The following is a 26,688-nucleotide window of genomic DNA, read 5'->3' on the forward strand; positions in this document are numbered from 1 at the left end:
CCAACGGAATTCGGAGTGGACCTATGATCGGGATTGTAGGCATAGTGGTGATCTTTGCCATGGTGTTCGGCGGATACCTTCTGGCCGGCGGCAAGATGGCGATCATTCTGAAGTCTCTGCCGTTTGAGATGATGATGATCGGCGGCGCCGCTGTTGGGGCGTTTCTGATTGCCAATGACATGGGCGGCGTCAAGCACACGCTCAAGGACATCGGAAAGGTGTTCAAGGGCCCCAAGTGGAAGCCTGACGACTACCGCGACCTCCTCTGTCTACTGTTTGCACTGATCCGAATCGCGCGGGCCAATCCGGTTGAAGTGGAACAGCATATCGAAGACCCGGAAAATTCCTCGGTTTTCAATAAATACCCCAAGATTCTGGGGGACAAGGAAGCCGTGAACCTGATCTGCGATACCATGCGCTCGGCGTCGATGAATTATGACGATCCGCACCAGGTTGAAGAAGTGCTGGAAAAGCGGATGGAAGCCAACCTGCACCACGCGCTGCACTCCAGCCATGCGCTGCAGACTATGGCCGACGGCCTGCCCGCCCTTGGGATCGTTGCGGCGGTTCTGGGTGTGATCAAGACCATGGGCTCGATCGATCAGCCGCCTGAGGTTCTGGGCAAACTGATCGGCGGCGCGCTGGTCGGGACATTCCTTGGCGTGTTTCTGTCCTATGGCCTCGTTGCGCCCTTCGCGGGCAAGGTCAAAGCCGTCGTCGAAGAAGACGCTCATTTCTACCAGCTGATCCGCGAGGTGCTGGTGGCCAACCTGCATAACCACGCAGCCGCGATTTGCATTGAGGTGGGCCGTCAGAATACGCCGTCGCATTTCCGTCCCGGCTTCTCGGAGCTGGAAGAAGCCCTCAAATCGGTGAAACAGGACGCAGCATGATCTGGCGAGCACTTGCCACGGCGGCCGTTCTTTTGACGGCCGGCACTGTCCAGGCGCAGACAGTCGTGACCCGCTCGGGTGAGCACAAGGGGTTCACGCGTTTGGTGATGCGCCTGCCAAACGGCGCGGACTGGTCGCTGACCCAAAGCGGATATACGGCAACTATCAACATTGACGCCCCTGAGGTGGTCTTTGACACATCCCGGGTCTTCAACCTGATTCCCCGCACCCGGTTGCAATCATTGGGGCAGAACGGCCCCGGCCAGCCGCTGCGGCTGCAACTGGGCTGCGAGTGCACGGTCACCTCCTATGTGCAGGAGGATGGCTACCTTGTGGTGGATATCCGGGATGGCGGTAAACCCGCACCGCAGCCGCAATACACTACGGCTAGCAGCATTCTTCCGATAACCACACCGGATACAGGCGGGGGCTACCGTTTCGGTTTTTCCCAGTCCGCCGCGGCGGACGCACGGATGGCGCTTGAAATGGCTGCCGCGGTTGCCGGGCAGTCAGAACCGGGACGCACAGTCAGGCCACAGGACAGCACCCTGGTGCCGAACCCGGAAGCTGCGCCTTCTGGGGCGGAGGAACAGGCGGCAGAGGATATTGTTCTGCCGTTGGATCGCAGCAGCGTCCCTTCAGCAGACGAAGGCGCTGCCCAAGGGATGCTGCCGGAGCTTACGGACGCCGGATTGCTTCTTAGTATGGAGGAGACTGAACGCGCTGCGGTGGTCAAGGAATCCGAGCAGCGGTTGCTGCAGCAAATCGGTCGGGCAGCAAACCAGGGACTGGTGAGCGTGGCGGCGGATGGGCCGCCAGGCGCCGGCACGGCTGCCGGCCTCGATCCTCTGGGCCGTACGGACCGGCCCTTGAATCCGCTGGACCACATCTCCGTTACTTCTGCAATCGACCGTGAAACCGGTTTGATGGCGGCCCTGAGCGACGGCAGCAATGAAGCCCTGCACTGTATTCCGGACAGGGACGTGGCGATCCACCATTGGGGCAATGAGAGTCCGTTTGCCGATCAGATCGGACCGCTGCGCAGCGCGCTGGTCAGGGAATTCGACGACGTCAACCCAGCTGGAGTTTACGCTCTAGCCCGGATCTATCTCTATTTCGGCTTTGGGGCGGAAGCCCGTTCTATGCTGGCGATGCTGCCGCCCGCGGAGCAGGCCAGCCAGGATGCGGCCTTGCTGGACGCGATGGCAGTGCTGATGGATGGCACGGATCTTCCGCCCCAACACCCGTTTTCGGGACAGCAAGCGTGCGAAAGCAACAGCGCGTTCTGGGGCGCGCTGGCTGACGGTGCGGTGAAGAAAAACGCGAACACCGATGCTATACAACAGGCGTTTTCCAAGTTGCCCACGCACCTCAGAGTGCATTTGGGTCCGCGGGTCAGTAAAATGTTTGCCGAAGCCGGTGAGCATCATGTCGCAGAAGCGGTGCTGCGGGCTGTGGACCGGACCGGAATTGAAGAAGTGCCGGAGATCAACCTTGCCGAGGCGGCGATTGCCGAACTTGCGGGCGACACAGAGAAAGTGGCTGAAGAGCTGACCAGCGAAGTTGCGGAGCGCACGGGGAATGCACCGGCTGCGCTGATTGACTTGGTTGCTCTCAGTGTGAAAGAGCGCAAGGCGTTGTCGCCTGATGTGCCGGACCTGATTGCCTCCTACGAGCTTGAAAACCGTGACACGGAGCTTGGCGTCGAACTGCGCAGGGCTCAGGTTTCGTCGCTTGCGCTGATGGGACAGTTTCACGAAGCGTTTCAGGAACTTAAGGGGCTGACGGAGCGGGATGGCCCAAGTGCGCGGGCTGCGGCGCTGGAGCCGTTGATGGTACTGCTGGCAGAACGCGCGGATGATGTGACTTTCCTGCAGTACGGACTGGTGTTCGCCGGACAGGCAACGGCGGCTGAGGCGGCTCCTGTCGCCGTGCCAGTGGCCCGCCGGCTGCTGGATCTCGGATTTGCCGACTACGCTCAGGAACTGCTCAACAAGCTGTCCCTGGCCCCGCAGGATGAAACCCGCCGCTTAATGATGGCCGAAGCCGCGCTCGCCCTGGACAAGCCGCACCGGGCGCTGGTTGAACTAATGGGGCTGGACGGCTCCAGGGCCAACCGCCTGCGCGCCGAGGCTTTGTGGCGCAACGGCGAATATGGCCGCGCCGGGGAGTATCTGCTGGCAGAGGATGAGAAAGACGCAGCCGCCCGCGGCTTCTGGCACTCGGAAGACCTGGGGGCGATAGAAGAAATCGAGCCGGAGGAAGGGGCGCAATTCGGCACAGTCGCCTCTGTCACAACCAAAATCGGCGAAACCGTCAAGGATCCGGACAGTTTGCCGCCGCTGGCTTATGCGCGGGCGCTGGTGGAGAGCAGCGAAGGGACGCGGGGCGGTATCGCCGATTTGCTCAACCAGATCGGCACGGCACAGGACGCTCCTGAAGAAGAACGGTGATCCGGAACTTTTTTGCTGCGTTCCGGCCGCCCCGCCCGGGGCGGCCTTTGCTATTCGCTGATAACACTTTGTCAACTGGCTGCTGGTAACCTGTTAGGCGGGTGAATCCTGATCTGGAACGGGCAGAATGCCGGAAAACAACTCGATACTTTGCCCGCAAGGGCTGCGTTCGCGCGCAACGCACGCTGCACGCGGGGCTATGGCCATCGCCAGTGCCCTTTTCACATTTCTCTTCAAAGACGCTACCCACCGGCCTGCGCCGCCAGATGCTGCCACGACGCTGGCCGTTGCGGGCGGGCCTGCTGACAGGCCGGCAGCCGGATGGCTGCTTTTGGTGCTGCCGCTGCGGCACCGGAGGGCCTTGGGCAGCCAGTCCCTGGCGGACTTCCCGTCTATCAATCAATTGAATGCATTCAAGAAATGGGGCCTGTACTGTGCCTAAGCTAACGACGGAACAAGTTTTCAGCCCTACTGTCCTGCTGGCGCTGGCGCTGATGGCGATCATCGTGATGATGATCCTGCCAATGCCGGCCTGGGTGCTGGACGTCGGGCTGGCAGCCTCCTTTGCGCTTGCCATCCTGATTTTCACCATCACCCTGTTCATTGAAAGACCGCTGGATTTTTCGTCTTTTCCAACGGTTCTGCTGGCGTCGCTGATGCTGCGCCTGTCACTGAACGTCTCCTCCACCAAGCTGATTATCGGCCAAGGCCATTCGGGCACCGATGCGGCCGGCAATGTGATCGAAGGATTCGCCCAGTTCGTCATGGGGGGCAGTGTGTTCCTCGGCCTGGTTGTTTTCGGGGTGCTTTTGATCGTCAACTTCATGGTGATCACCAAAGGCGCGGCGCGGATGGCCGAAGTGGGCGCGCGCTTTGCACTGGACGGGATGCCAGGCAAGCAGCTGGCGATCGACGCGGACATGTCCGCGGGCGCCATCGACCACCAGACTGCCAAGGAACGGCGCGAGCGTGACCAGCAGGAAACGACCTTCTTCGGCTCGCTGGACGGTGCGTCGAAGTTCGTCAAGGGGGACGCAATCGCTGGTCTCCTTATCACTTTGCTGAACCTCGTCATGGGGCTGATCATGGGGGTGCTGGTCCACGGGATGCCTGTTGGCAGCGCGTTTGAGACCTATGCCATTCTGACGGTCGGCGACGGCCTGGTCTCGCAGATCCCCTCGGTGATCATTTCCATTGCGGCAGCACTGCTGCTGGCGCGCGGCGGCACCACTGGCGCCACCGATATCGCTCTGTTCGACCAGTTCGGCCGCCACCCGGCAGCGTTGACCACAGTTGCGGTGCTGATGGTGCTGTTTGCGCTGGTGCCGGGCCTGCCTTTTATTCCCTTCGTGATCGGCGGCGGGGTTCTGGGCTATTCCGCTTTCCGGGTGGCCAAGAAGAAGAAGGACGATGCAGAAGCCGAGATCGAGGAAAAGATCGAGGAAGCCGCCGATCCGTCTGCCTCGCGGCCGCTGGGCGACATTCTGGATCTCGACGATCTGCATCTGGAGTTTGCGCCCGATCTGGTCAGCATGGTGCTGGATGAAGGCACCGGCCTGGACGCGCGGATCGCGAATATGCGGTCCCACATCGCAACGACATTCGGCCTGATCCTGCCGGAGATCCGGCTGACCGATCAGCACGATCTGGAGCGGGGAACGTATGTGATCAAGGTGCAGGGCGTCGAACAGGTTCGCGGCACTCTGCACCCCGATATGGTTCTGGCGTTGATGCCCGACAACCATGATGCGCTGCCGCCTGGCACTGATGTGACCGAGCCGGTCTATGGCGCGCCGGCGCGCTGGATTTCGGCCAAGGCACAGGAACAGGCGGCGCTGGCTGGCGCTACTGTGGTCACGCCGCCGGAAATCCTGGCGACCCATTTGCTGGAGATTATCAAGCAGAACTTCAGCCGCTTGCTGACGCTCAAGTCGTTGCGCCGCCTGCTGGATGAAATGACGCAGCTCTCCGACAGCTTCCGAGCCGAGGCAAACCGCAAGCTGCTGGATGCGCTGGTGCCCGACAAGGTGCCGATGGACACGCTGCACGCTGTCCTGCGGCTGCTGCTGGAGGAGCGGGTGTCTATCCGCAACATGCCTTTGATCCTGGAATCGATTGCAGAGGCACGTCTGCACACCACGCAGCCTGAGCTGATCTGCGAGCACGTGCGCCAGCGCCTTGGGTTCCAGCTGGTGGCTGAGATGAAACGTGAGGATGGGACCATTCCGCTGATCCAGCTAGCGCCGGAATGGGAGGACAAGTTCTCAACCTATCAAGTCGATGCGCAAGGTGCGGGGCTGGACATCGCGCTGCCGCCGGATCTGTTCAACCGTCTTGCTGACGGGCTGAGCGACAAGCTTTCGACGATCACCGATCAAGGTGTGTTTGCCGCGGTGGTGACCTCGACCCGCCGCCGCCGCTATCTGAGGACGATTCTAAAATCCCGCGGCATCACCAATCCAGTGCTGTCCTTCGAAGAAATCGGCCTGGAAGCACGGCCTGCGCTTGTTGGCATGGTGCAGGCATGAACCTGGACTTCCTGCCGCCAGAGCTGGTTCTGATGCTGGGGGCAGGGTTCTGGCACGCCGCCATTGTGTTCCTGAGAGTGGCAGCGATGGTGTCGGTGTTGCCTGCAATGGGGGAGCTTTATGTGCCTGCGCGGGTTAAGCTGGCAGTGGCCGCAGCCTTTACATTCGTCGTGGCACCGGCTCTGCCTGCATTTCCTGAACCGGACAACGTGCTGGCCTACGCCCGCTTTGCGGTGACCGAAGCCATAATCGGCCTGGCCTTGGGCATCGGCGTCCGGATCTTTGTGCTGGCGTTGCAGACCGCTGGCACGATGGCGGCGCAAGCCACTTCGCTGTCGCAGGTTCTGGGCGGCATCGGAGCAGAGCCGATGCCGGCTCTTGGCGCCGTTCTAATGATCTCCGGCGTGACCCTCGCCACTATGATGGGGCTGCATGTGCGGGTTGCGGAACTGCTGATCAGCTCTTACCGGATGTTTCCGGCAGGCCAGTTCCCGGTTGCTGCCGGACTGACAGAGTGGGGTGTTTTCCGGGTTTCGCAAAGCTTTTCGCTGGCGTTCACGCTGGCAGCTCCGTTTGTGATTACCGCGGTGATCTATAACTTGACCCTTGGGGTGATTAACCGTGCAATGCCTCAGCTTATGGTGGCGATGGTCGGCGCACCGGTGATCACGCTCATGGGGCTGTTCATCCTGATGGTCGGCAGCCCGGTGATCCTGGATGTCTGGTCCCGTGCCTTGATGACCTTCTTTGCAAATCCAGGGGGCGGCATGCCATGAGCGGCCAGGACGACGACTCAGACAAGTCATTTGAGCCAACGGAACAGAAACTCCGCAAGGCCCGGGAAAAAGGCGAAGTTGCCAAATCCACCGACCTGTCGGTGGCAGCGGCTTATCTGGGCCTGATCATTGCGTTCTACACCGCGGGCAGCGGCAGCGTTGAGGGGATCGGCACTGCGCTGATGACCTACCTGGACCAGCCGGACCGGCTGGCGCCGCTGTTTTTTGAAGGCTCCGCCGCAGCGCCGGTGGGCGAGTTCATCGGAAGCGCGTTCCGCCCGGTACTGCCTTGGTTTCTTGTCCCCTTTGCGATTGTTCTGCTGTCGATTGTCGGGCAGCGGGCGATGGTCTTTGCGCCAACCAAACTGGAGCCGAAACTGTCGCGCATCTCGATCATCTCGAATGCCAAAAACAAGTTCGGACGCGCCGGCTTGTTCGAGTTTTTCAAGAGCTTCGTGAAACTGACGCTCTATTCAGTGTGCCTGGGGGTCTATCTGTCCCACAGGTTGCCCGAGATGATCGCCTCTTCCGGAACCGGCCCGCAATCGGTGGTCCTGATGCTGGCGCAGCTTTCGATGGAGTTCCTGTTTCTGGCGCTCATCATCGCGCTTGCAATCGGGATCGTCGACGCTGCCTTCCAGCACGCCGAGCACCGCCGGAAGAACATGATGTCGCGCAAGGAAATCCAGGACGAAATGAAGGATGCAGAAGGCGACCCGCATATGAAGAACCAGCGGCGCCAGCGCGGCCAGCAGATCGCGATGGGACAGATGCTGGCGGATGTGCCCAAGGCGGATGTGGTGGTCGTCAACCCGACGCACTATGCGGTTGCCCTGCAGTGGAGCCGCGAGCCCGGCGCTGCCCCGGTCTGTGTTGCGAAGGGCGTCGATGAAATTGCCGCGGCGATCCGGCGGGTTGCCAATGAACACGGGATTCCGATCCACAGCGATCCGCCGACTGCTCGGGCGTTGCACGCGGCGATCGAAATCGGCGATGAAATTTTGGAAGAGCATTACGCGCCGGTGGCTGCGGCAATCCGTTTTGCCGAGGAAATGCGCCTGCGTGCCAAAGGGAAGGTGACATGAAGCAAAAGATGCTGGATCAGATGGCAGCGGTGACCGCGGCGAAATATATGCAGGAGCACGCCAAAATTCAGCCCGTGCTGGCCCGGGAAGCGGAGCTGCGCGGCCAGCTGACCAAACTGAACGTGCAGGTGCAGGCTGCGCGCGAGCAGACCGATGGCGATCATGCGATGAAGGCTCTGGGAGCGGATCTGCTATGGCAGGGCTGGCATACGCGCACCCGGCGGCAGCTGAACCAGGAGCTGGCCAAGGCAACTGCGCAAAAACTGCGGAGCATGGACCAGCTGCGCAAGGCCTTCGGCCGCAAACATGCGGTTGAAACGATGGCCGCAGCTGAACGCAAGCGGCACAAGGCAGAGCTGGCCAAGGCCCAGATGGCCCGGCTGCTGGAAGGCTGAGGTGCAGACATCCGTACCTGGCAGCAAGAAGCCGGCCTCAAGAGGCCGGCTTTTTTAGTTTGAACCGGTGTGCTGCAGTCAGACGTCCTGCCGGGAAATCTCCATGATCAGCACATCATACACACCCTTGCCGATGTGTTTCTGCGCAGCCTCGCGCAGGGCGGTGCGCAGCGGCTCCAGCACATCAGACCGGGTGAAAGCGCCGCGGAAGCCGCCCATGTTGGCGTGGTCGAAGAGGACTTGCAGGAAGACATCGCGCAGTTTTGGCTCTAAGGTGCGGACTTTCTCACCGGTGCCTTGCTTGGCCTCCAGGCTCAGCGACAGCACTACCAGCGAGGTCAGTTGATCACGCTCCACAACAGGCACGACAAACTGATTGCTGATCTTGATGTATTCGCGCTGGTTCTCTTCGCCGTCTTCAGCGATTTCCTCTGCGGTTTCCTCGGCGGGCTTCGCAGCGCTGCCGGGTTCGGCAGCATGCTTTTCTTCAGGTGCGGGCATCAGCATAATACCGGCACCTATGCCGCCTCCGGTTCCGAGGATCAGCAGGATGACTGGCAGGAGTTTCGACAGCATAGCAACCCTCAGAACGGCAGGACAGCGTCAAGCAGCTGCTGGCCGTAGCGCGGCTGCTGGACATCGGTGATCTGGCCGCGGCCGCCGTAAGAAACGCGCGCCGAAGCAATCTTGTCATAGGTGATTTCATTCTGGCGGCTGATGTCCTGGGGCCGGACATACCCGGTCACAAGCAGTTCGCGCAGTTCGAAGTTCACCCGCAGCTCCTGGGTGCCGCTGATCGCCAGTACGCCGTTGGGCAGAACGTCGACAACGGTGGCCGCCACCCGCAACTCCAATTTCTCGCTGCGTTTCACGGAACCCTTGCCGCCGGCGGAACTGGAGCTGCCAAGCTCCACAGCGTCTGCCGAAGTGGCGCCTTCCGGCAATTTTCTGTCCAGCCGCTGCGGCAAGCCCAGAAGCTGAGGCATGTTCAGGCTTTCGGACCCCGACCGCGAACGCTGGGTGTCGTTGGAGATCTCTGCTTCTTCGTCGATCTCGATCACCACCGTCAGGATATCCCCCCGCTTGATCGCGCGGCGGTCGCCGAGCAGCGATTGCTGCGAGCCGCTCCACAGCGAGGAGCCGTCAACGGTGCGCCGGTTTTGGGTCTGCGCGGGCAGCCCTTGGTACAGCATCGCCACATGCTCCTGGCTTTCATTGGCAGGGGTGAAGGAGGGCGGCTTGCCCAGGTGGTCCATCCGGCCGCAGGCGCCTAGAAAGGCCAGCCCGAAAAGCAGCGGTTTGACGGGGGAGAATTTCATAGTCATCAGTTTACCTCGACGGAGCCGTCTTCCTTGACCCGTCCGGTGACGGTGGTGCGGGAAGAGAGATTCATGACCCGGACAGCTTCACCAGCGGCACCGCGGCCCAGGGCACGCCCTTCCGCGGCAATGGTCAGCACGCCCTGACGGAAGATCAGGGTGACCAGGTCGTTACGTTCAACAATGGCCGGCGGGCCGATATCGCCGGGCCGCAAGGGCCGCCCGGCGTAGAGAGAGACACGTGCTTCCATGCCTGTAACTTCTGCCGGGTCCGATAGCGCCCCGAGGATCTCGCCCTTTTTGAGCGCCAGGTCTTCGGGGTTCACGATTTCCTTGGCGCGGATTGTCCGCAGCGGGATCAGGTAGTCCGCCCAGGCAGGCGGAGCGCACAAAGCAGCGGCAGTGAGGCAGGCAAGAGCAAGTTTCATCAGCGCACCTGTGTAGTTGCACCCATCATCTGGTCGACAGCCGAGATGACCTTGGCGTTCATTTCATAACCGCGCTGGGCTTCGATCAGCTCCGTCACCTCGCGCACTGCATCGACCGAGCTGCCTTCCAAATAGCCCTGGCGCAGGGTGCCGAGCCCGTCTTCGCCAGCGGTGGATACAGTGGCTGCGCCCGAGGCTTCTGTTTCGGTGAACAGGTTGCTGCCGATTGCCTCAAGCCCCTTGGGGTTGGTGAAGCCGGCCAGGGTGAACTGACCCAGCAGCTGGCCCTCGGGAGAATCCGCGAAGTACCCGTAGACTTCGCCCTCGGCATTGATCGAAATGCTGGTGGCATCGTCAGGAATGGTGACTTCCGGCGACACTGCGAAACCGTCCGAGGTCACGATCAGCCCTTCGGCCGAGCGTTTCAGCGCGCCGTCGCGGGTATAAGCGGTCTGGCCGGAGGGCAGGGTCACCTCCAAGTAGCCCTTGCCGTCGATGGCGATATCCAAGTCGTTGTTGGTCTGCTGCAGCGCCCCCTGTGACAGATGCACGGACACAGCGGCCGGGCGCACACCAAGGCCAACCTGCACGCCGGTCGGCAGCACGGTGCCGTCCGAAGCATTCACAGTTCCTGCGCGCGAAATCTGCTGGTAGTGCAGATCTGCGAACTCGGCGCGGCGGGCGTTGTAGGCGGTGGTGTTCATGTTGGCGAGGTTGTTGGAGATAGTCTCCACCCGCAACTGCTGGGCGCTCATGCCGGTTGCTGCGATCTTGAGGGCACGCATCTGGATTCTCCTAGGACTTGATCAGGTTTTTGATGGCATTGCGGATGCGCTCGTCTTCTGCTTGCAGAAAGCTCTGGCCCATCTCATAGGCGCGCTGCACTTCGATCATCCGGCTGACTTCGGAAATCGCATTGACGTTGGAGCCTTCAAGAAAGCCCTGCAGGACCTTCGAGTCGAAGTTCTCCTCAATGTCGCCCTCGACGCGGAACATCACACCGTCCTCGCGCACAAGCGTGTGTTTCTCGACCGGTTTGAACAGGCCGAGCTGCCCCAGAAGGCGGCCGTTTGCGCTCAGCGAGCCGTCCGCGCCCACTTCGATCTTGCCGGCATCCGGCGGTACAAAGACCGGCGCGCGGCCTGCATCCAGCACCCGGTAGCCGTCCATTGTCACCAGATCACCGTCTGCATTCGGGGAGAAGGCGCCGGAGCGCGTCAGCCGCTCCCCCTGGGGGGTTTCGACCATAAAGAAGCCATCCCCTTCGATAGCAAAATCGAAGGTACCGCCGGTATTCGTCAGCTGCCCCTGCTGCATCGAAGTGTTGAAGATATTGGCACGCGACATCGACAAGGACGGCTGGCCGGGCGAGGATTGCACGAATTCCGAGAAGATCAGCCCTTCCTGGCGGTATCCGGTCGTCGCGGAGTTTGCGATGTTGTTGGCAATGACGCGCATTTCCCGCATCAGGCCTGACTGGCGTGAAATGGTGGCGTAACCTGCGTTTCCCATTACGAGCCTCCGGCAATCATTGGAACAACGTGGCCGTCGAAAAAGGCCACCAGAGTTTGTGTCATGAAGCCCATTGTCATCCAGAACACGACCAGGATCGCAGTCAGCTTGGGCACGAAAGTCAGCGTCATTTCCTGCACCGAGGTCAGCGCCTGAAACAGGCCAATGGCCAGACCGACCACCAGCGCGACGACCAGGATTGGCGTCGCCATGGTGACAGCGGCCCAAAGCGCCTGGCGCAGCGTGTCATAGAAGAGGCTTTCACTCATCATGGCTTAGACCGGCATCCTCAGGATTTCCTGATAGGCCTCGACGACCTTGTTGCGCACGGTGACAGCGGTTTCGACCGCCAGTTCGGTCTGCGCCAGCGCCTGCACAAGCGCATGCGGATCAGCTTGCGACGTCATCGCCTGCACCGAGACTTGCTCGCTGTTCTGCAGGGCCGCAGTAAAGTTTTCAAAGCTCTGCTTCAGTTGGGCGCCGGCACCGGTGCTTTCATGATTCGGGTCAGCTTTGGTGGCAGGGCGGGCGGCGGCATAGCCGCTGGCGGCGGAAAGGCTGCGAATATCCATTCTGGATCTCCAAAAATTTCAGTTAGCGTCTCAAAAGTTCCATCAGCGAGGCAGACATAGACCGGGTCTGCTCGAACATTTTCAGGTTAGCCTCATAGCTGCGCTGGGCTTCGCGGGCGTCGGCGATCTCGATCATCAGATCCACGTTGGAGCCTTCGAAATGACCGCTTTCGTCAGCCAGCGGATGCGACGGGTCATAGACTTTTTGCAGCTCGCTGCGGTCCAGGGTGACCCGGCCGGTGCGCACATGCTCCACATCTGTCCGAAGTTCGCGCACCGATTCGAAAGGCACTGCCTTGCGGCGGTATCCCGGCGTGTCGGCGTTTGAAATGTTCTCCGACACATGGCGCAGGCGCGCGGCTTGCGCCTTGAGACCGCTGGCAGTGACGGAAAGGGCTTTGGAAAATTCACTCATCTCTCATGCCTCCTCAGGTTTTGCCCAGGCTGGCGCGCAGGATATTCATGGAGGATTTGTAAATGGCCATGGCACGCTTGTGCTGGCGTTCCGTATCAACGCCTTTCAGCAGCTCCGCTTCGACGGAAACTGAGTTGCCATTGGGATCGCTGCCGGTTTCGTCGGAAATGACCGCCCAGTCCATCTGGCTGCCTGCGTTGCCGTTCAAATGGCTGCCGCGGGTTGCGATCATGCTGTTTGGGCGGGCGCCTGCAGCAAAGACTTCCTTGAAGGGCTTGATATCTTTGGCGTGGTAACCGGGCGTATCGGCGTTGGCGATATTCTGGGATACCAGTGCCTGGCGCTTGCCGGCATGGGTCGCCATGGAATAGGCAATCTTGAATACGTTCAATTCTGTGAACACCAGGGCTTCTCCCTTGATCGATTTCAATCAAGGCTTAACCCCGATTCCTTTAGAAATTGTTTTCAGGACACCAATGGAGAGCGCCGCCATGAAAGCAGAGCTGCAAGCACTGACCCGTCAAATTGCCAGCAAGCGCTTGGCGACGCAGATGGGCCGGGTGACTGGAATCTCGGGCGGGGAGATCGAAATCGGCGGGCTTGCTTCGGCTGCCCGGATTGGTGACCGGCTGGTGTTGCGCCGCGGTTCGAACGATGAGCTGCACGGCGAAGTCCTTAAGATCAGCGGTAATAATATCAGCATGTTGCCTGACCGGGCCCCGGATGGCGCCGCAATCGGCGATGCGGTTCTGCTGCATCCGTCGCCGGAGTTTGCGCCCAGCGATCATTGGATCGGCCGGGTGATCGACCCGTTCGGCGAACCGCTTGACGGCCGCCCGATGCTCCCGGGTTCCGTACCACGGGATCTGATGGCGGCCCCGCCCAAGGCCGCAGGACGGCGCGGCATGGGGGAACGGCTGCCCACCGGACAGGCCTTGCTGAATACGATTCTCCCAATTGTGCGCGGCCAGCGCGTGGGTCTTTTTGCAGGCTCCGGGGTGGGGAAGTCCTCACTGCTGGCCAAACTGGCGAAAGCCATGGAAGCGGATGTGGTGGTGATGGCTCTGATCGGCGAACGCGGCCGCGAGGTGAACCACTTTGTCGAAGAGGTCCTTGGGCCCGAGGGCATGCGCCGCGCTGTGGTGGTGGCGGCGACATCTGATCAGTCGGCGCTGGTCCGGCGCCGCTGCGCTTGGGCCGCCATGACCGTGGCGGAACATTTTCGCGACCAAGGCAAGAATGTGCTGTTTTTGGCAGACTCGGTGACCCGCTTTGCCGAGGCGCACCGGGAAATCTCTGCGGCCTCGGGAGAGGCGCCTGCGCTGCGCGGCTACCCGCCTTCGGTGACGCCGCTGATTACCGGGCTGTGCGAACGGGCTGGTCCTGGCGGCGATGGGCAGGGCGACATCACCGCTGTTTTCAGCGTGCTCGTGGCCGGCTCCGATATGGATGAGCCGATTGCCGATATCCTGCGCGGCGTGCTGGACGGGCATATCGTGTTGAGCCGGGAAATTGCAGAACGCGGCAGGTTCCCGGCGATCGACGTGTCGCGATCGGTGTCGCGCAGCCTGCCTGCCGCGGCCACGGCCGATGAAAACGCTGCGATCCAGGACGTGCGCAAATACTTAGGCGCCTATGAGCAATCCGAGGTGATGATCCGGGCCGGACTGTATGCTGAAGGCAATGACGCTGTGCTGGACCAGGCTGTAAAGCTTTGGCCCGAGCTGGACGCCTTCTTCGGCCGCGAAGACCCGGAAGGCATCACCAGCAGTTTCAACCGCCTGCTTCTGCTGTTGCGCCGCGCCAAGGCGGGGCGCTGAGGCGCGGCTTGATTATACAAAGAATGTGATAATCGGCGCTGGCCAAGGCTTACAGCGCCGTTTTCAGACGGCCGGTTTCGCGGATCGTACTGATCAGCTTGGCAGCAGAAAAGGTATTATGACTGAGGGGCTGCTGAGCTCGAATCCAGCGGCTCTTGCCCCGGACCAGATTGCTGCTGACCCGTTCGCCCATCCCCACCAAGCCGCGGAAAATAGCGATGTTATGGCTGCCGGTTATCGCATGAGGCCGTGATTGAATTTGTCCATTCGCCAGGCAGGCCGATCTGGTACGGAGGAGACGGCAGACCCTTTGCAGTTGCGAACAGCTCGTTCAAAGTGGGCTGTTCAGGCCCGTCGGCCCACTTGCTGACTGCTGAGGTGCCGATCTCTGCAAAGATGGGCCTGTCACGTCTACGCAACAATGAAGCCCTCAAGGATTGGGGCGGCTCGCCACCGGTGTTTCTGAGGGATTGCACCTGCTTGGTGCCGGCCAAATCTCGCATTACCCAGGCGTCGCTAGCCTCGAGCGGCCGTCGCGGGCCAAACCTTAAAACCTCACTGAATTGCGCTGTGCGGCCATCGCCAAGGCGGTTGGTCAGAGCGTTACCGGCTTGGTCTCCTTCTTGGAGGGCCCGCTTTAACAAGCCCTCTTGGAGTTATCCTCCTCCATACGTAAAGCGCCGGGCGCCACGCCCAAAAAAAACCGGGGATCGCTGATCAGATCCCCGGCCTTCTCTAGCGCTGATGATGTTTCCAAGAAGTCACACCCGCGCACACTTCAGCGCTGAATTCCGGGTGAGAACTTCGCAAGGTTTATCTCAGGCGGCGTGCAGTAGTTTCCAGCCCGCAATTCCCCCTGTCGGCGAGAGGGGCTGGAAGCTCATGACGGCCGGACGGCAAACAGACGGTCTTCGCGCGCCAGCAAGGTGCGCAGCGCTTTCAGGCACCGGTAGTGGTTGTTGCCGATCAAGGCGTCCGTTGCTTCTGCCAGCGAGGCGCGGCTGTCGGGGTCGGTGAACACTTGGCTCAGCTCCTCGATCCGGCGCAGCATCGGCAGGCGCTCTTCCTCGGGGTCGGCATCGCCGGACAGAATCAGCTGCGCGGCATAGCAGACCCGGCGCACCGGTGTATTGGCTTCTTCGGGATGAATGGCATCGCGCAGGCGCAGAATGTTGGCATCCGGGGTTACAATGGAGAGGCGGCTGCGGCGGTCGCCGTTTTCAATCACCGCGCCATTCACAAGGACACGCTCCTTGGGGGCAAGTTTCAGGACAAGTCCGCTCATATTCAGGAAGCTCCGCTGCGGAGGCCACGCATGATGGCCGTATTGATTTCCACCAGGGGCCGAACATTGGCCTTGCGCTGAAGCACTTTGCTGGTGTGCTGTCTCGTGAATTCCGCCAGTTCAAACAGATTCAGCTTGAGATCATCCGGCAGAGCGTTGCCTTTGGACGCGAGATCCGCAGTGAAAATGGACCAAAGCTTTCGGTTATCATTCAATGCAACTGCAAGTTCATTGAACCCGCCGCGGCCTTTCTGCGCCGCCGTGATCAGCTGGCGCGTGACGCGGGCGACCACCTCATACTCGAAATTCTTAGCTGTCCGGGTCGGGGACTTTGCCGCCGAGTAGGCACTCTTCGCCTTCAGAAGGGCATTCACGTGTTTTCCTAACGTATTATTCTTCAGGTTCTCTGAGAGGGAAGACCGGGGCGCTATCAGCGCCCCGGGTCAGGCTGTTAACGGAACAGCTGCTGCAGGGTCGATGGCGCCTGGTTCGCGATGGTCAGTGACTGCACCGCCAGCTGCTGCTGGGTCTGCAAGGCTTTCAGTCGCGCAGACGCCTCTTCCATGTTGGTGTCGCTCATGGTGCTAACGCCCGATTTCAGCGAGTCCGTCAGTTTCGAGACGAAATCGTTCTGGTCGGTCAGGCGGTTGGCGTCGGCACCCAGCTGAGCTGCGGAGTCGATTGCAAAGGACAGGGCCGCTTCGATTTCAGTCAGAACGGTTGCCGCGTTGGTCGAGTCGAGGGTGGTGGCCAGAATGTCGCTGATCGAGGTTGTCGCATCGATGTGGGCAACTGCGATCACGTCGGTACCTGCTTCGAGACCGCCCTGAACTTGCAGTTGGGTCGCACCCGAAACGTCCAGCAGGTTGGCACCGTTGAAGGACGCCGAAGAGATGATCGAGTCGATCTGTTCCTTTTTCTTGGCCAAGTCGTTTGCGATCTTGTTGTGGTCCACGTTCTGGGAAACACCTGCAACGGTCAGCTCGCGCATTTCCTTCAGCGTTTCCACGATCTGCTCCATGCCAGAGGAGGCAACAGCGACGGTAGCCTCACCGAAATCCAGAGCATCGGAGACGGCTTCAAACGCTTGAATGTCCGATTCCATCGACTTGGAGATTGCCCAGACAGCGGAGTTGTCCTTGGCTTTGCCGACCTCTTTACCGGTCGAGATCTGGTTCTGGGTTTCTTCCAGGTTGTTGTTCACAGTCTTCAGAGTCTGCAAAGCAACCATTGCGCCGTTATTTGTCAGAATGCTGGTCATAGCTTTTTCCTTTAGCTGCGGGGCGCTTTGGCCCCTTTATTCTGTGCCCCGGCGGGGCGTTGGTTGACGTCTTTCTGACTGTGCGTTCCGCCGTCTGGCTTCCGCGCCACCCCTCATGAGGTGCAAGGCGACTTTGGCGCAGGAGTTGCTAAGGGAGTGCTAATGCCGGGATTTGGATTTTTAGAATTTTCCCAAAATTGCATCAGGCGCGTTTTTCCAGCTTGGCGCCGCTGCGGGTGCCGTACCGGTTCCTGCGTCCGGCCTGGTCATACACGTCCAGCCCCTTCCGGATACGGCGCAGTTCGGCCATGCGCGCCGCGACGGAGCGGATACCGTCCATGGCGCTGTCCAGCAGCTGCTGATTACGGGACACTTTGGTCTGAACCTGCGCCAGAGACTCGCGTTCCAGCTCTGACACAGAGTTCAGCTTGCCGATCACTCTCTCCTTTTTGGCAAGAAGCTCTTCCAGCTTGCCAAGGTCGCCAGCCATCAGGGCAGTACGCTCGCGGTCGAGGATTTGGTCCAGCTCATCAATGAGCTTTTGCGGTTTCAGGTCACTCACCTTGGGTCTCCTTCAATGCGTGATAAAGTGATTCGGCCAGGCCAATGCCGCCAGAGCGGGCAATCTGATTGGCCTGTTCGCGGATAAGAAAGCTGGAAAACTGGTCTTCGCCTGCGCCGCCGCCAAAACCTTCTCGGGATTCGCCAAGGCCTGCGGATTTCAGCATTTGCGCAAGAAAAGAGGCTTCCAGCTCAATAGCGGCCTCGCGCAGCGGGTCGCTGCCTGCAGGCCGTGCGGGGGGAACTGCAGATACAGTCTGCAGCGTGTTGGGCAGTAGATCTGGCATGTCCGGTTCTCCGGTTGAATGTCGAATTTCATCGATTTTCTGAAACTGCGCCGGAACCGGTTAAAATTGCCGTAACCGCTTTTGGATAAGTCTGTCCGGGTCGAGATAGAATGTCTGGAAGACGATCATGATGATGAATTCGATCCTTGGCTTTGAAGCCGGTTCTGTTGGCAAGGTGCCGGCCGTGACCGGGGAGTCATCCAAAAAATCTAACAGTTCCAGTGATTTTGCTGATCTTGTCGCGGCTCAATCTGGCCGTGAAAGAGCAGCTTCTGATGCGGTTTCAGGTGAGAGAGACCCGGCAGAGCCGGAAGCCGGAACCGAATCAGACGGACTTGAGGCCGAGGGGGCCGGAACTGAAAAAGATAAGCCCGGAGCCGCAATGGCTGCGGCCGGAGCAGGAACGACCCAGGCCGGACCGGGAATGACCGAGGCCGGACCGGGAGTGACCGAGACCGGACCGGGAATGACCGAGACAGGAGCAGGAGTGACCGGGGCCGGAACCGGAACGCCTGAGGGTGTAGCCAAACTTAATGAGGCAGACGCAGGGCTTGCGGGGACTGCAGCCAAGCATCCTGATGCCGAAGTCGGACTCGCTGAGGCCGAAACGGATGAAGAGCCGTTGGGCAGCACTTCTGGTCATACCGTTTCAGAAGCCGCAATTGCGGCAGGACAGGAGCGCTCCGCTTCTGATCCTGACACTGAGCGCAAGCAAATGCCTCCGGTCTCTACAGACCGTCCAGACGGCGGAGAACAGCGGAGTGAAAGCGGTCGTGCGTCCGGTGCCGGAATGCCCTCCCGCGGAAACGGTTTTGAAGTGCAGTCGGCTGCAGCCGCCTCAGACGGCCCAGAACAGGCAGTCGGCCGGGCCAGGGAACAGAACCAGGCAGACGCAGTCAGCGGCCAGACCGTAACAATCGAGGAATCCTCTCGAACTCAGGCAGCTGGACAAGATCAGGCAGAGGCTGCCCCCAGCCGTGACGCAGCGAAGCTGTCGGACATAAGCGCGAATCCGCAGGCGTCCGAAGCAAAGGAGGCCAACGCTACCGCCCGCGTGGCTCCGGAAATGTCAGTAAAGGCGGCCGCAATTGCCGATGCGCAACCGCCGGCAGGACGGCGGCAATCCAGCACCGCTGCGGGGCAGGGAGACAAGGGTATTGCGGTTTCCGGGCAAGCGCCTGCCGCCTCCATTCACGCAGCGGCCCCCGCATCTGTGACCTCCAATTCTCCACTTATGCAGGCGGACGCCCAGCAGGCGGTTACGCCGCCCGAGGGCGCGGTACAATCCAGAGTACCAGCCGCACCAGGCATGGTTCAGGCGCTTACCACTGGCCAAGCCGCGCCAAAGGGGCCAGGACATAGAGCCGACGCTGCAACAACGGTGCTTAGCAGCGATGCTCCGGCAGACGCTGAGGCAGTTGAAACCGGCAGGTTGATTTCCGGCGTGCTCAAGGCCGGGGAAATCCGTACCGCCGCGGCAGCGTCCGCACCGCAACCGCTTCAGCCCGCCACTGCCATACTTCAGCCGTTGATGGCCGGCGGGCTTGCCGCGGGTTCGCCGGGTGCAGAACTGCTGTCTGGATCCGATGACTTGCTGCCGGGCGCATTTGGCCTGTCCGGCGAGGTGCCTGGACTGACACAGCTTCTGGCTGAGGCCTCCATTGGCACAGGCACGGTGCACAGACCCGAGACGCCGCGCATGGTTGCGGCACAACTGGCCGAGGCATTTGCGGCCAAGGGCGAGCAGAAAGTTGAGGTTTCGCTGAATCCGCAGGAGCTGGGCCACGTGAGGATGCGCGTAGTGGCCGGTGAAACGGGCATCACAATGATTATTCAAACGGAACGGCCGGAAACCGGCGATCTTATGCGCCGCCATATTCACGAATTGGCCGAAGAATTCCGCCGCATGGGGTATGAGGACATCTCCTTTGAATTCAGCGGCGGCCAGACAGGCGGGCAATCCGCGAATGATGCGGATGGCGGCGCAGGATCCTCTTCCGGGGGCGCAGGATCGCGCAGCGCCGATGCGGCGGATACCACTGAACCAGTAACGCAAAACCTCCGGCTGGGTGAAACCGGCGTGGACATGAGGGTCTGATCAAATGACAACAGCAGTCACTTCCGCGGGAACCCCTGCGGCACAAACCACTTTGCAGCCGGCGGCCTCCCAGAAAACATCCGGGCTGACATCCGACTTCGAAACCTTCGTGAAAATGCTGACAGCGCAAGCAACGAACCAAGATCCGCTGGAGCCGCTTGATTCGACCGAATACGCGGCACAGCTGGCTCAATTCTCAATGGTGGAGCAGCAGACCAAGAGCAACACTTTGCTCGAAGGCCTGCAATCACAGCTTGGCCTTGCAAATATGGCGGCACTGTCCGGCTGGGTCGGGATGGAGGCGCGAGGCGTGGCTCCGGGCTATTTTGACGGCAGCGGCGAAATTACCATTGCGCCTAACCCGGCGGCTGCCGCGGATTCGGTGACTTTGGTCGTACAGGACACCAAGGGCGCCGAAGTGCAGCGCGTAACCCTGCCGGTCTCGGCTGAACCTTACCAGTGGACGGGTCTGGATGATGACGGCAATCCGCTGGAAACGGGGGAGTACAAGTTCGTCATCGAAAGCAGAAAGGGTGACGAGCTTTTGCTGCAGGAATACGCCGAGATTTATTTCAAGGTGAACGAGACCCGGATGCAGGGCGGCGATGTGGGACTGATCACAGAAGGCGGTTCGGTAGTCTTGGCCTCTGCCGTCAGCGCGCTTCGCGATCCGCAAAGCTGATCCGGCAGTATCCGCAGGCGGAAAAACTGTCTAAGAACAGGGCGGCATAATACCGGAGACCACCCTGCAAACGCTGCCTGACCAGTTCGAAGCCCGTTTCTTTGCGCATCTATCCGCGACGGGCCTGTATGTTCCCGCGCCCCGGCGACTGACCGGGGGGCGTTCAAACCATGTCTGGCGGGCAGGCGGGCTGGTGATCAAACTGTATGCCGCGGATGGAAACAACCCGCTGTTCGCCAATGACCCGGCGCGGGAAATTGCGGTGCTGACCGTTCTGTCCGGCACTGGGATGGTGCCGTCGCTGGTCCAAACCGGGGTGTTCGAGGGCCGCAGGTGGCTGGCCTATGCCCACGTCAACGGCAGTCCCTGGCAGCAGGACACCGGCCATGTCGCCCAGCTTCTGGGGCGGCTGCACGATCTGGCACCGCCGCCGGGCTTGCCGGAGGGCGTGAACGGCAGCGCCGCGCTTGAGGTCCAAACCTTTGAGATTCTGAAAAGCTGCCATGATCGGGATCAGCTGGCGGCCTTGCGCCCGCTTGGGCAGGTTCCTCCGCTGCCGCAACCGGTTCTAATCCACGGCGATCCTGTGCCCGGTAATCTGCTGGCGCATGATGGCACCCTGACGCTGATTGACTGGCAATGTCCGCAGATCGGTGATCCGGCGGAGGATCTCGCGCTGTTTCTGTCGCCTGCAATGCAGCTGATGTACCGGGGGGCGCCGCTGTCGAAGCCGGAGGAGGACGCGTTTCTCGCCGCCTATCCCGACCCGCGGATTGCCGGCCGGGTGCTGGCGCTCAAGCCCTGGTTCCACTGGCGCATGGCGGCCTATTGCCTGTGGCGGGCTGAGCGCGGCAGCGCCAGGGACCGGGAGGCGTTTGAGCTGGAGCGCGCGGCGCTTCAGTCCATCAGACCAAGCAGCGCATAGGCTGGCGGCATCAGGACCCGGCGGGCGCGGCCAAACGGGAACCGCGCCATTTTCTGCATTACGGGAGAGTAGGGCAGGTCAGGCGTCCGGCCCTGGACCAGATCGCTCAGCAGCCGCCCGGCATAGCTGCCCATGGCGACTCCGTTGCCGTGGTAGCAGAGACCGGCATAGAGGCCCGGCATCTCCGGGACCGGCGCCACGAAGGGGACCAGATTCCGGGACAGGCACACCATGCCGGACCAGCAATGGGTGGTCTCGACAGTATGCCAGGCCGGGAACATCATCTCAAAATCCTGCCGCAGCTTGCGCCGGATTGCGGCCTCGGCCCGCGGCGAGGCCTGCAGCCCGCCGCGCATTCCGAACAAAAACCGCTTGTCCGGCATTAGCCGGAAATAGTGCAGCAGGTTGCGGGTATCATAGGCCATCTGATGCGAATACCAGCCTTGCGCCTGCAGCTCGGCCTCCGTCAGCGGGCGGGTCACCATGACGGTGGACTGCGCAGGCATGTAACGCCCGGCCAGCCAGCCCGGCAGGTCCTCGGATGAGTAGCCATTGGTGGCGATGATGACTTTAGAAGCCCGCAAAACGCCCTGATTAGTCGCAATTCTGTAACCGCCGCGGTCTTGACGTACCGACTGGGCAGCACTGCGCTGATAAAGGTTGGCCCCGGCACCTTGGGCGGTCTTGGCCAGGCCGATCAGGTATTTGCGCGGGTTCAGGGCAAAGCCAACCGGCGTTGTCAGCGCCGCATGGAAAGAGCCGTTCAGACCGTTCTCCGCCAGCTGGTCCCGGGTCAGGAAGCCCGGATCCCCACCTGCGGCGCGTATGGTGTCGGCTTGCGCCCGCAGGCGGCGCGCGGCCTTTTCGCTATGCGCCAGCTGGGTTTCCCCGTCCGAGTGGGTGTCGGCGTCGATGCCATGGACGTTCAGCAGATCCCGCACCAGATGCACCGCGGCTTCCTCGCCGGCGTCATAGGTGTCTGCAGCCTGTTTTCCATAAAGGCGGCGCATGGCGGAGCCAGAAAGCTTGGACCCGCCAAGGCAGCAAAACCCGCCGTTGCGGCCAGAAGCGCCCCAGCCCGGGGTTTCGGCCTCCAGCACCGCGACGGACACCCCGCTTTCCGCCAGATGCAGCGCCGCCGACACCCCGGTAAAGCCGCCCCCGATGATTGCCACATCGGCGGACACCTCCCCCTGCAGCATCGGCCAGTCCGGTGCCGCGATGGTCTCGTCCCACCAGCAGTTGCTGCGCGGGCCGGGACCATAGGCGTAGGCAGAGAAAATCCGGCGCATCAGGCGCGCACCGCGGCCTGTTCCTCCCGTTTCTGACGCGCCACCTGATGCTTGGTCACCAGCGAGGCGGTGATAACTCCGACGGTGACAATGCTGATCATGATCGTCGACAGCGCGTTTATCTCGGGGCTGACGCCCAGGCGCACGGCAGAGAAGATCTTGATCGGCAGGGTGGTGGCTGACGGACCGGCGGTAAAGGAGGCGATCACCAGGTCATCGAGCGACAGGGTAAAGGCCAGGAGCCAGCCGGAAATTACCGCGGGCGCAATGATCGGCAGGGTTACCAGGCGGAAGGCCTCCGCCGGGGAGCAGCCCAGATCCAGCGCCGCCTCCTCCAGCGAGCGGTCAAAGCTCACAAGGCGGGAGGACACCACCACCGACACATAACACATGGAGAATGTGGTGTGGGCCAGCACGATGGTAAACACGCCGCGGTCCAGGCCGATGCCGATGAACAGTAGAAGCAGCGACAGGCCGGTGATCACCTCTGGCATCACCAGCGGCGCATAGATCATGCCGGAAAACAGTGTCCGCCCCATGAACCGCCCGCCGCGCACCAGCACATAGGCCGCGATGGTGCCCAGGACAGTCGCTATGGTGGAGGAGAACACGGCCACTTTCAGCGTCACCCAAGCGGCGTTCAGAAAGGCGTCGTTTTGCAGCAGTTCCCCGTACCATTTTGTCGAGAAACCCGCCCAGACGGTGACCAGCTTGCTTTCGTTGAAGCTGAAGATCACCAGGATCACCATCGGGATGTAGAGGAAAGCAAAGCCGAGGGTCAGCGATACGGCGTTAAACCAGCTCAGGCGGTTCATTGCTCGGCCTCCTGCTGTTTCTGCTGATTGCGCTGGAACAGCACGATCGGGATGATGAGCAACAGCAGCAGAACCACCGCCACAGCGGATGCCACCGGCCAGTCGCGGTTCGAGAAGAACTCCTCCCACAGAACCTTGCCGATCATCAGGGTGTCCGACCCGCCCAGCAGGGACGGGATCACGAATTCACCCAAGACCGGAATGAAGACCAGGAAGCTGCCGGCAATGATGCCGTTTTTAGACAGGGGAATGGTGACCAGCCAAAAGGCCGTGAGGCGCGAGCAGCCCAGGTCCTCTGCCGCTTCGATCAGCGAGCCGTCCAGACGTTCCAGAGCCGAATAAACCGGCAGGATCATGAAGGGCAGGTAGGTGTAGACGATACCGATGTAGACAGCGGAATTGGTGTTGAGGATGGTCAGCGGTTCGGAGATCACGCCGGTCCACATCAGAAACTGGTTGAGGAAGCCTTCGTTGGACAGGATGCCCATCCACGCATAGACGCGGATCAGGAAGGACGTCCAGAACGGCAGGATTACCAGCATCATGAGCGTCGGCCGCCACTCGGCAGGCGCGCGGGCCATGCCATAGGCAATCGGGTAGCCCGCAAGAAGGGTCAGCAAGGTGGAGGCGGCGGCGATCTTCAAGGAGCTGAGATAAGCCTTCCAGTAGAGATCATCCTCCGTCAGCCAGACGAAATTTTCAAAATCCAGCTCCGCCAGGAAGGCAGAGATACCCTCAGCCCAATCGAATTGCGGAACGTACGGCGGGATTGAGACCGCGTAATCCGACAGCGAGATTTTCAGGACAATGGCAAAGGGCACCAGGAACAGCGCCAGAAGCCAGGCATAGGGGACGGCAATTAGAACAAAGCGGCGCATCATTCTGCCAGCAGAACGCCTGCCGTGGCGGTCCAGGACAGCCAGACAGTGTCTTCCCAAGTGAAATCGCGGCGGGCGATGCGGCGGGTGTTTGCGGCTTGCGCCTTGATCAACGCGCCGGTCGGCAGTTCGACGTGGTAGGTGGAGATATTGCCGAGATAGGCGATGTCGAGGATACGGCCCTGCACGGCATTGTCCGCCGCCGCCGGTTTTTCAGCGCTGATTGAGACTTTCTCCGGGCGGATTGCCAAGTGGCATTTCTGGCCGTCGGAGAAGCCGTTGGCGGACTGTATGCTGAGTGGCGGCTGGCCTTCGTGCCAGGACATCGCATAGGTGCCGCTGCCGTTGGGTTTGGCGGTGCCTTCGATCAGGTTCACATCGCCAATGAAGTCTGCAACGTAAACTGAATTGGGTGTTTCATAGATCCGGTCCGGTGTCGCCACCTGAACGATCTTGCCGTGATCCATCACCGCCACACGGGAAGCGACCGTCATGGCCTCTTCCTGATCGTGGGTCACGATCACAAAGGTGGTGCCGGTCTTTTCCTGGATGTCCATCAGTTCAAACTGGGTGTCCTGGCGCAGCTTTTTGTCGAGCGCGCCCAGCGGCTCGTCCAGCAGCAGCAGCTTTGGCGCCTTGGCCAGCGACCGCGCCAGCGCCACCCGCTGCCGCTGGCCGCCGGAGATCTGATGCGGTTTGCGGCGGGCGAACTTCTCCAGCCGGGTCAGCCGCAGCATTTCCTCGACCCGGTCGTTGATATCGTGCTTGGGCATCCCCTCGCGCTTCAGGCCAAAGGCGATGTTCTCCCAGATCGACAGGTGCGGGAACAGCGCATAGGACTGGAACATCATGTTCACGGCGCGCTTGTTGGGGGGCACCGGGGCAATATCCTGCCCGGCCAGGAAGATCTTGCCCTCGGTCGGGGTTTCGAACCCGGCGAGCATCCGCATCAGCGTGGTCTTGCCGCAGCCAGAGGGGCCCAGCAGGGCGTAGAATTCCCGCTCGTAGATGTCGATGGTCAGATTGTCGATGGCGGTGAACTCACCAAAGCGTTTGGTGACGTTCTGGAAGTGGATCAAGGGCTTAGCCTCAGGATCGTTCCAGGGTTCGAATACGGAAGCAGTCAAGCCGGGCCTCTTCTGCGAAGTGTCGCGCGGATGTATTGGTTGGCCGCGCGAGGCACAGCCAGGCGCGTGAGGGGGTGCGGGGCGGCATATGCGCCCCGCGGGTCATGTGCGGCAGATCAGGTGCCGGACTTGATCTTGGTCCACATGCGGGTGGCCTTGCGCTGTACTTTCGGCGGGTAGCCTTCTTTGATGTACAGGTTTTTGACGGTTTCTTCGTTGGGATAGATTGCTGGATCGCCGATCACATCCTCTTCCAGAAGTTCCTGGGACGCCTTGTTGCCATTGGCGTAATAGACGTAGTTGGACGCCGTTGCCATGTTCTGTGCGTCCATGATGAAGTTCAGGAACTTGTGGGCGCCTTCAGGGTTCGGGGCATCGACCGGAATCGCCATCTGGTCAAACCACATGAGTGCGCCTTCCTTGGGAGCGTTGAACTCAATATCGACGCCGTTATCCGCTTCGGCCGCGCGGTCGCGCGCCTGCAGGATGTCGCCGGACCAGCCGAAGGCCACGCAGATATCGCCATTGGCCAGGGCGTTGATGTATTCGGAGCTGTGGAACTTGGTGACATAGGGGCGCACGGCCATCAGCACCGGCTCGGCTTTGGCCACAACATCAGCATCCATGCTGTTGGGGTCTTCGCCGATATATTTCAGGGCCGCCGGGATCATCTCGTCCGGGGCGTCCAGGAAATGCACGCCGCAGCTTGCCAGCTTTTCCATGTTCTCCGGGTTGAACACCAGCTCCAGCGAGTCGATCGGGGCATCTTCGCCCAGCACTTCCTTGACCTTGGCGGTATTCACGCCGATGCCGGTGGTGCCCCACATGTAGTTGATGGAAAACTCGTTGCCGGGATCATAGCGCGCGGTGCGCTCTTCGATCGCGTCCCACATGTTTTCCTTGTTGGGCAGCTTGGCGGGATCCAGCTTCTGGAAAGCGCCGGCCTGGATCTGACGTGCCAAAAAGGAGCCGGTCGGCACCACCACATCATAGCCCGAGCCGCCCGCCAGCATCTTGGTCTCAAGAACCTCGTTGCTGTCGAAGACGTCGTAGATCAGGTCGATGCCGGTTTCCTGCTCGAACTTTTCCAGCAGGCTTTCGTCAATGTAGTCGGACCAATTGTAGACGCGAACCTCTTCCGCCGCGGCCGCGGCAGCCGTGCCGAGGGCAACGACGGCGGTCATGGTCATCGTTTTCAGTGTCATGAATTTCTCCCTGTGCGTGCCGGTTTCGGGGTCCGGCTGTAAAAGGATTTGATCAAGTTTTGCCGCGTTCGGCAAT

General features: G+C 61.1%; 31 protein-coding genes. 10 read left to right on the top strand and 21 right to left on the bottom strand.

The features are described from left to right. Positions 1–23: 23 nt before the first annotated feature. The 6 genes from motA to ACTRWG_RS02215 all read left to right on the top strand — a co-directional run bounded on the left by motA (position 24) and on the right by ACTRWG_RS02215 (position 8,130). The gene (gene motA, locus ACTRWG_RS02190) at positions 24–893 is read left to right on the top strand and encodes a flagellar motor stator protein MotA (RefSeq protein WP_008553318.1); all 870 of its coding nucleotides are present in this window, start codon (positions 24–26) and stop codon (positions 891–893) included. Then, positions 890–3,346, top strand: a complete 2,457-nt coding sequence (locus tag ACTRWG_RS02195) for a hypothetical protein (RefSeq protein ID WP_027235803.1) — start codon at positions 890–892, stop codon at positions 3,344–3,346. The genes motA and ACTRWG_RS02195 overlap by 4 nt, the downstream gene beginning before the upstream one ends. Positions 3,347–3,753: 407 nt before the next feature. After that, on the top strand, positions 3,754–5,874 hold the full coding sequence (flhA, locus tag ACTRWG_RS02200; protein ID WP_462828887.1) for a flagellar biosynthesis protein FlhA: 2,121 nt from the start codon (positions 3,754–3,756) through the stop codon (positions 5,872–5,874). After that, entirely contained in the window at positions 5,871–6,650 is a 780-nt protein-coding gene (locus ACTRWG_RS02205) for a flagellar biosynthetic protein FliR (protein WP_027235800.1), read from the top strand. Before flhA ends, ACTRWG_RS02205 begins: the two co-directional genes overlap by 4 nt. Beyond that, a complete protein-coding gene (locus ACTRWG_RS02210; RefSeq protein ID WP_027235799.1) occupies positions 6,647–7,735 on the top strand; it encodes an EscU/YscU/HrcU family type III secretion system export apparatus switch protein in 1,089 nt (362 codons plus the stop codon). Before ACTRWG_RS02205 ends, ACTRWG_RS02210 begins: the two co-directional genes overlap by 4 nt. After that, positions 7,732–8,130, top strand: a complete 399-nt coding sequence (locus ACTRWG_RS02215; protein ID WP_027235798.1) for a hypothetical protein — start codon at positions 7,732–7,734, stop codon at positions 8,128–8,130. The genes ACTRWG_RS02210 and ACTRWG_RS02215 overlap by 4 nt, the downstream gene beginning before the upstream one ends. Before the next feature lie 78 nt (positions 8,131–8,208). Here ACTRWG_RS02215 and ACTRWG_RS02220 read toward each other — a convergent pair whose 3' ends face one another. Genes ACTRWG_RS02220 through ACTRWG_RS02260 form a run of 9 tightly spaced genes read right to left on the bottom strand, consistent with a single transcriptional unit; the run spans position 8,209 to position 12,779 of the window. Beyond that, the gene (locus tag ACTRWG_RS02220; RefSeq protein ID WP_027235797.1) at positions 8,209–8,706 is read right to left on the bottom strand and encodes a flagellar basal body-associated FliL family protein; all 498 of its coding nucleotides are present in this window, start codon (positions 8,704–8,706) and stop codon (positions 8,209–8,211) included. 8 nt (positions 8,707–8,714) lie between these two features. Next, positions 8,715–9,455: a flagellar basal body L-ring protein FlgH gene (gene flgH, locus ACTRWG_RS02225; protein ID WP_027235796.1), complete on the bottom strand. Its 741-nt coding sequence runs from the start codon at positions 9,453–9,455 to the stop codon at positions 8,715–8,717. Then, the gene (gene flgA, locus ACTRWG_RS02230) at positions 9,455–9,877 is read right to left on the bottom strand and encodes a flagellar basal body P-ring formation chaperone FlgA (RefSeq protein ID WP_027235795.1); all 423 of its coding nucleotides are present in this window, start codon (positions 9,875–9,877) and stop codon (positions 9,455–9,457) included. Before flgA ends, flgH begins: the two co-directional genes overlap by 1 nt. Then, positions 9,877–10,662, bottom strand: coding sequence for a flagellar basal-body rod protein FlgG (flgG, locus tag ACTRWG_RS02235; RefSeq protein WP_027235794.1), 786 nt, complete (start codon positions 10,660–10,662; stop codon positions 9,877–9,879). The genes flgA and flgG overlap by 1 nt, the downstream gene beginning before the upstream one ends. 10 nt (positions 10,663–10,672) lie before the next feature. Beyond that, positions 10,673–11,389 (bottom strand): flagellar hook-basal body complex protein, encoded by a 717-nt coding sequence (locus ACTRWG_RS02240; RefSeq protein WP_027235793.1) that lies wholly within the window; start codon positions 11,387–11,389, stop codon positions 10,673–10,675. Further along, positions 11,389–11,661, bottom strand: coding sequence for a flagellar biosynthetic protein FliQ (locus tag ACTRWG_RS02245; RefSeq protein ID WP_027235792.1), 273 nt, complete (start codon positions 11,659–11,661; stop codon positions 11,389–11,391). The genes ACTRWG_RS02240 and ACTRWG_RS02245 overlap by 1 nt, the downstream gene beginning before the upstream one ends. A gap of 3 nt (positions 11,662–11,664) precedes the next feature. After that, positions 11,665–11,961 (bottom strand): flagellar hook-basal body complex protein FliE, encoded by a 297-nt coding sequence (gene fliE / locus ACTRWG_RS02250; RefSeq protein WP_027235791.1) that lies wholly within the window; start codon positions 11,959–11,961, stop codon positions 11,665–11,667. A 22-nt stretch (positions 11,962–11,983) separates the two neighbouring features. Further along, on the bottom strand, positions 11,984–12,376 hold the full coding sequence (gene flgC / locus ACTRWG_RS02255; RefSeq protein WP_027235790.1) for a flagellar basal body rod protein FlgC: 393 nt from the start codon (positions 12,374–12,376) through the stop codon (positions 11,984–11,986). A 13-nt stretch (positions 12,377–12,389) separates the two neighbouring features. Next, positions 12,390–12,779, bottom strand: coding sequence for a FlgB family protein (locus ACTRWG_RS02260; RefSeq protein ID WP_027235789.1), 390 nt, complete (start codon positions 12,777–12,779; stop codon positions 12,390–12,392). A gap of 88 nt (positions 12,780–12,867) precedes the next feature. Here ACTRWG_RS02260 and ACTRWG_RS02265 point away from each other — a divergent pair, with 88 nt between their 5' ends. Continuing rightward, positions 12,868–14,196: a FliI/YscN family ATPase gene (locus ACTRWG_RS02265; protein WP_027235788.1), complete on the top strand. Its 1,329-nt coding sequence runs from the start codon at positions 12,868–12,870 to the stop codon at positions 14,194–14,196. A 49-nt stretch (positions 14,197–14,245) separates the two neighbouring features. On the opposite strand, the gene ACTRWG_RS02270 is transcribed toward ACTRWG_RS02265, so the two are convergent. The 7 genes from ACTRWG_RS02270 to ACTRWG_RS02300 form a co-directional block, all read right to left on the bottom strand. Further along, positions 14,246–14,389: a hypothetical protein gene (locus ACTRWG_RS02270; RefSeq protein WP_154667776.1), complete on the bottom strand. Its 144-nt coding sequence runs from the start codon at positions 14,387–14,389 to the stop codon at positions 14,246–14,248. A 28-nt stretch (positions 14,390–14,417) separates the two neighbouring features. Further along, the gene (locus ACTRWG_RS02275) at positions 14,418–14,840 is read right to left on the bottom strand and encodes a DUF1217 domain-containing protein (RefSeq protein ID WP_154667775.1); all 423 of its coding nucleotides are present in this window, start codon (positions 14,838–14,840) and stop codon (positions 14,418–14,420) included. Between the two features lie 236 nt (positions 14,841–15,076). Beyond that, positions 15,077–15,481 (bottom strand): flagellar biosynthesis repressor FlbT, encoded by a 405-nt coding sequence (gene flbT / locus ACTRWG_RS02280; protein ID WP_027235787.1) that lies wholly within the window; start codon positions 15,479–15,481, stop codon positions 15,077–15,079. Between the two features lie 2 nt (positions 15,482–15,483). After that, a complete protein-coding gene (flaF, locus tag ACTRWG_RS02285; RefSeq protein ID WP_027235786.1) occupies positions 15,484–15,855 on the bottom strand; it encodes a flagellar biosynthesis regulator FlaF in 372 nt (123 codons plus the stop codon). A 77-nt stretch (positions 15,856–15,932) separates the two neighbouring features. Further along, complete coding sequence (locus ACTRWG_RS02290) at positions 15,933–16,742, bottom strand: flagellin (RefSeq protein WP_027235785.1); 810 nt, start codon at positions 16,740–16,742, stop codon at positions 15,933–15,935. Positions 16,743–16,944: 202 nt separating this feature from the next. Then, the gene (locus ACTRWG_RS02295; protein ID WP_027235784.1) at positions 16,945–17,304 is read right to left on the bottom strand and encodes a flagellar biosynthesis protein FlgN; all 360 of its coding nucleotides are present in this window, start codon (positions 17,302–17,304) and stop codon (positions 16,945–16,947) included. After that, the gene (locus tag ACTRWG_RS02300; protein WP_027235783.1) at positions 17,297–17,590 is read right to left on the bottom strand and encodes a rod-binding protein; all 294 of its coding nucleotides are present in this window, start codon (positions 17,588–17,590) and stop codon (positions 17,297–17,299) included. The genes ACTRWG_RS02295 and ACTRWG_RS02300 overlap by 8 nt, the downstream gene beginning before the upstream one ends. 127 nt (positions 17,591–17,717) lie before the next feature. Here ACTRWG_RS02300 and fliK point away from each other — a divergent pair, with 127 nt between their 5' ends. The 3 genes from fliK to ACTRWG_RS02315 all read left to right on the top strand — a co-directional run bounded on the left by fliK (position 17,718) and on the right by ACTRWG_RS02315 (position 21,295). Continuing rightward, entirely contained in the window at positions 17,718–19,688 is a 1,971-nt protein-coding gene (fliK, locus tag ACTRWG_RS02305; RefSeq protein WP_084299534.1) for a flagellar hook-length control protein FliK, read from the top strand. 4 nt (positions 19,689–19,692) lie between these two features. Next, positions 19,693–20,370: a flagellar hook capping FlgD N-terminal domain-containing protein gene (locus tag ACTRWG_RS02310; RefSeq protein WP_027235780.1), complete on the top strand. Its 678-nt coding sequence runs from the start codon at positions 19,693–19,695 to the stop codon at positions 20,368–20,370. Positions 20,371–20,518: 148 nt separating this feature from the next. Beyond that, a complete protein-coding gene (locus tag ACTRWG_RS02315) occupies positions 20,519–21,295 on the top strand; it encodes an aminoglycoside phosphotransferase family protein (RefSeq protein ID WP_084299532.1) in 777 nt (258 codons plus the stop codon). Here the strand turns inward: ACTRWG_RS02315 and ACTRWG_RS02320 are convergent. The 5 genes from ACTRWG_RS02320 to ACTRWG_RS02340 form a co-directional block, all read right to left on the bottom strand. Then, positions 21,268–22,587, bottom strand: a complete 1,320-nt coding sequence (locus ACTRWG_RS02320) for an NAD(P)/FAD-dependent oxidoreductase (RefSeq protein WP_027235778.1) — start codon at positions 22,585–22,587, stop codon at positions 21,268–21,270. The two genes, ACTRWG_RS02315 and ACTRWG_RS02320, sit on opposite strands and share 28 nt — an antisense overlap. Further along, a complete protein-coding gene (locus tag ACTRWG_RS02325) occupies positions 22,587–23,402 on the bottom strand; it encodes an ABC transporter permease (RefSeq protein WP_027235777.1) in 816 nt (271 codons plus the stop codon). Before ACTRWG_RS02325 ends, ACTRWG_RS02320 begins: the two co-directional genes overlap by 1 nt. Beyond that, complete coding sequence (locus tag ACTRWG_RS02330; protein ID WP_027235776.1) at positions 23,399–24,280, bottom strand: ABC transporter permease subunit; 882 nt, start codon at positions 24,278–24,280, stop codon at positions 23,399–23,401. Before ACTRWG_RS02330 ends, ACTRWG_RS02325 begins: the two co-directional genes overlap by 4 nt. Further along, the gene (locus ACTRWG_RS02335) at positions 24,280–25,407 is read right to left on the bottom strand and encodes an ABC transporter ATP-binding protein (RefSeq protein ID WP_027235775.1); all 1,128 of its coding nucleotides are present in this window, start codon (positions 25,405–25,407) and stop codon (positions 24,280–24,282) included. Before ACTRWG_RS02335 ends, ACTRWG_RS02330 begins: the two co-directional genes overlap by 1 nt. Before the next feature lie 116 nt (positions 25,408–25,523). Then, positions 25,524–26,612 carry a polyamine ABC transporter substrate-binding protein gene (locus tag ACTRWG_RS02340; protein WP_027235774.1) on the bottom strand — a complete coding sequence of 363 codons (1,089 nt, stop codon included), beginning with the start codon at positions 26,610–26,612 and terminating at the stop codon, positions 25,524–25,526. Between the last annotated feature and the right edge of the window lie 76 nt (positions 26,613–26,688).

Source organism: Leisingera sp. G5_S3_59_S7, from assembly GCF_054968485.1.

What these genes read in the sequence shown, in the direction of transcription:
- motA (WP_008553318.1), top strand. Translation starts at nt 24, where the DNA reads ATGATCGGGATTGTAGGCATAGTGGTGATCTTTGCCATGGTGTTCGGC.
- ACTRWG_RS02195 (WP_027235803.1), top strand. Translation starts at nt 890, where the DNA reads ATGATCTGGCGAGCACTTGCCACGGCGGCCGTTCTTTTGACGGCCGGC.
- flhA (WP_462828887.1), top strand. Translation starts at nt 3,754, where the DNA reads ATGCATTCAAGAAATGGGGCCTGTACTGTGCCTAAGCTAACGACGGAA.
- ACTRWG_RS02205 (WP_027235800.1), top strand. Translation starts at nt 5,871, where the DNA reads ATGAACCTGGACTTCCTGCCGCCAGAGCTGGTTCTGATGCTGGGGGCA.
- ACTRWG_RS02210 (WP_027235799.1), top strand. Translation starts at nt 6,647, where the DNA reads ATGAGCGGCCAGGACGACGACTCAGACAAGTCATTTGAGCCAACGGAA.
- ACTRWG_RS02215 (WP_027235798.1), top strand. Translation starts at nt 7,732, where the DNA reads ATGAAGCAAAAGATGCTGGATCAGATGGCAGCGGTGACCGCGGCGAAA.
- ACTRWG_RS02220 (WP_027235797.1), bottom strand. Translation starts at nt 8,706, where the DNA reads ATGCTGTCGAAACTCCTGCCAGTCATCCTGCTGATCCTCGGAACCGGA.
- flgH (WP_027235796.1), bottom strand. Translation starts at nt 9,455, where the DNA reads ATGACTATGAAATTCTCCCCCGTCAAACCGCTGCTTTTCGGGCTGGCC.
- flgA (WP_027235795.1), bottom strand. Translation starts at nt 9,877, where the DNA reads ATGAAACTTGCTCTTGCCTGCCTCACTGCCGCTGCTTTGTGCGCTCCG.
- flgG (WP_027235794.1), bottom strand. Translation starts at nt 10,662, where the DNA reads ATGCGTGCCCTCAAGATCGCAGCAACCGGCATGAGCGCCCAGCAGTTG.
- ACTRWG_RS02240 (WP_027235793.1), bottom strand. Translation starts at nt 11,389, where the DNA reads ATGGGAAACGCAGGTTACGCCACCATTTCACGCCAGTCAGGCCTGATG.
- ACTRWG_RS02245 (WP_027235792.1), bottom strand. Translation starts at nt 11,661, where the DNA reads ATGATGAGTGAAAGCCTCTTCTATGACACGCTGCGCCAGGCGCTTTGG.
- fliE (WP_027235791.1), bottom strand. Translation starts at nt 11,961, where the DNA reads ATGGATATTCGCAGCCTTTCCGCCGCCAGCGGCTATGCCGCCGCCCGC.
- flgC (WP_027235790.1), bottom strand. Translation starts at nt 12,376, where the DNA reads ATGAGTGAATTTTCCAAAGCCCTTTCCGTCACTGCCAGCGGTCTCAAG.
- ACTRWG_RS02265 (WP_027235788.1), top strand. Translation starts at nt 12,868, where the DNA reads ATGAAAGCAGAGCTGCAAGCACTGACCCGTCAAATTGCCAGCAAGCGC.
- ACTRWG_RS02270 (WP_154667776.1), bottom strand. Translation starts at nt 14,389, where the DNA reads ATGGGCGAACGGGTCAGCAGCAATCTGGTCCGGGGCAAGAGCCGCTGG.
- flbT (WP_027235787.1), bottom strand. Translation starts at nt 15,481, where the DNA reads ATGAGCGGACTTGTCCTGAAACTTGCCCCCAAGGAGCGTGTCCTTGTG.
- ACTRWG_RS02290 (WP_027235785.1), bottom strand. Translation starts at nt 16,742, where the DNA reads ATGACCAGCATTCTGACAAATAACGGCGCAATGGTTGCTTTGCAGACT.
- ACTRWG_RS02300 (WP_027235783.1), bottom strand. Translation starts at nt 17,590, where the DNA reads ATGCCAGATCTACTGCCCAACACGCTGCAGACTGTATCTGCAGTTCCC.
- fliK (WP_084299534.1), top strand. Translation starts at nt 17,718, where the DNA reads ATGATGATGAATTCGATCCTTGGCTTTGAAGCCGGTTCTGTTGGCAAG.
- ACTRWG_RS02310 (WP_027235780.1), top strand. Translation starts at nt 19,693, where the DNA reads ATGACAACAGCAGTCACTTCCGCGGGAACCCCTGCGGCACAAACCACT.
- ACTRWG_RS02320 (WP_027235778.1), bottom strand. Translation starts at nt 22,587, where the DNA reads ATGCGCCGGATTTTCTCTGCCTACGCCTATGGTCCCGGCCCGCGCAGC.
- ACTRWG_RS02325 (WP_027235777.1), bottom strand. Translation starts at nt 23,402, where the DNA reads ATGAACCGCCTGAGCTGGTTTAACGCCGTATCGCTGACCCTCGGCTTT.
- ACTRWG_RS02330 (WP_027235776.1), bottom strand. Translation starts at nt 24,280, where the DNA reads ATGCGCCGCTTTGTTCTAATTGCCGTCCCCTATGCCTGGCTTCTGGCG.
- ACTRWG_RS02340 (WP_027235774.1), bottom strand. Translation starts at nt 26,612, where the DNA reads ATGACACTGAAAACGATGACCATGACCGCCGTCGTTGCCCTCGGCACG.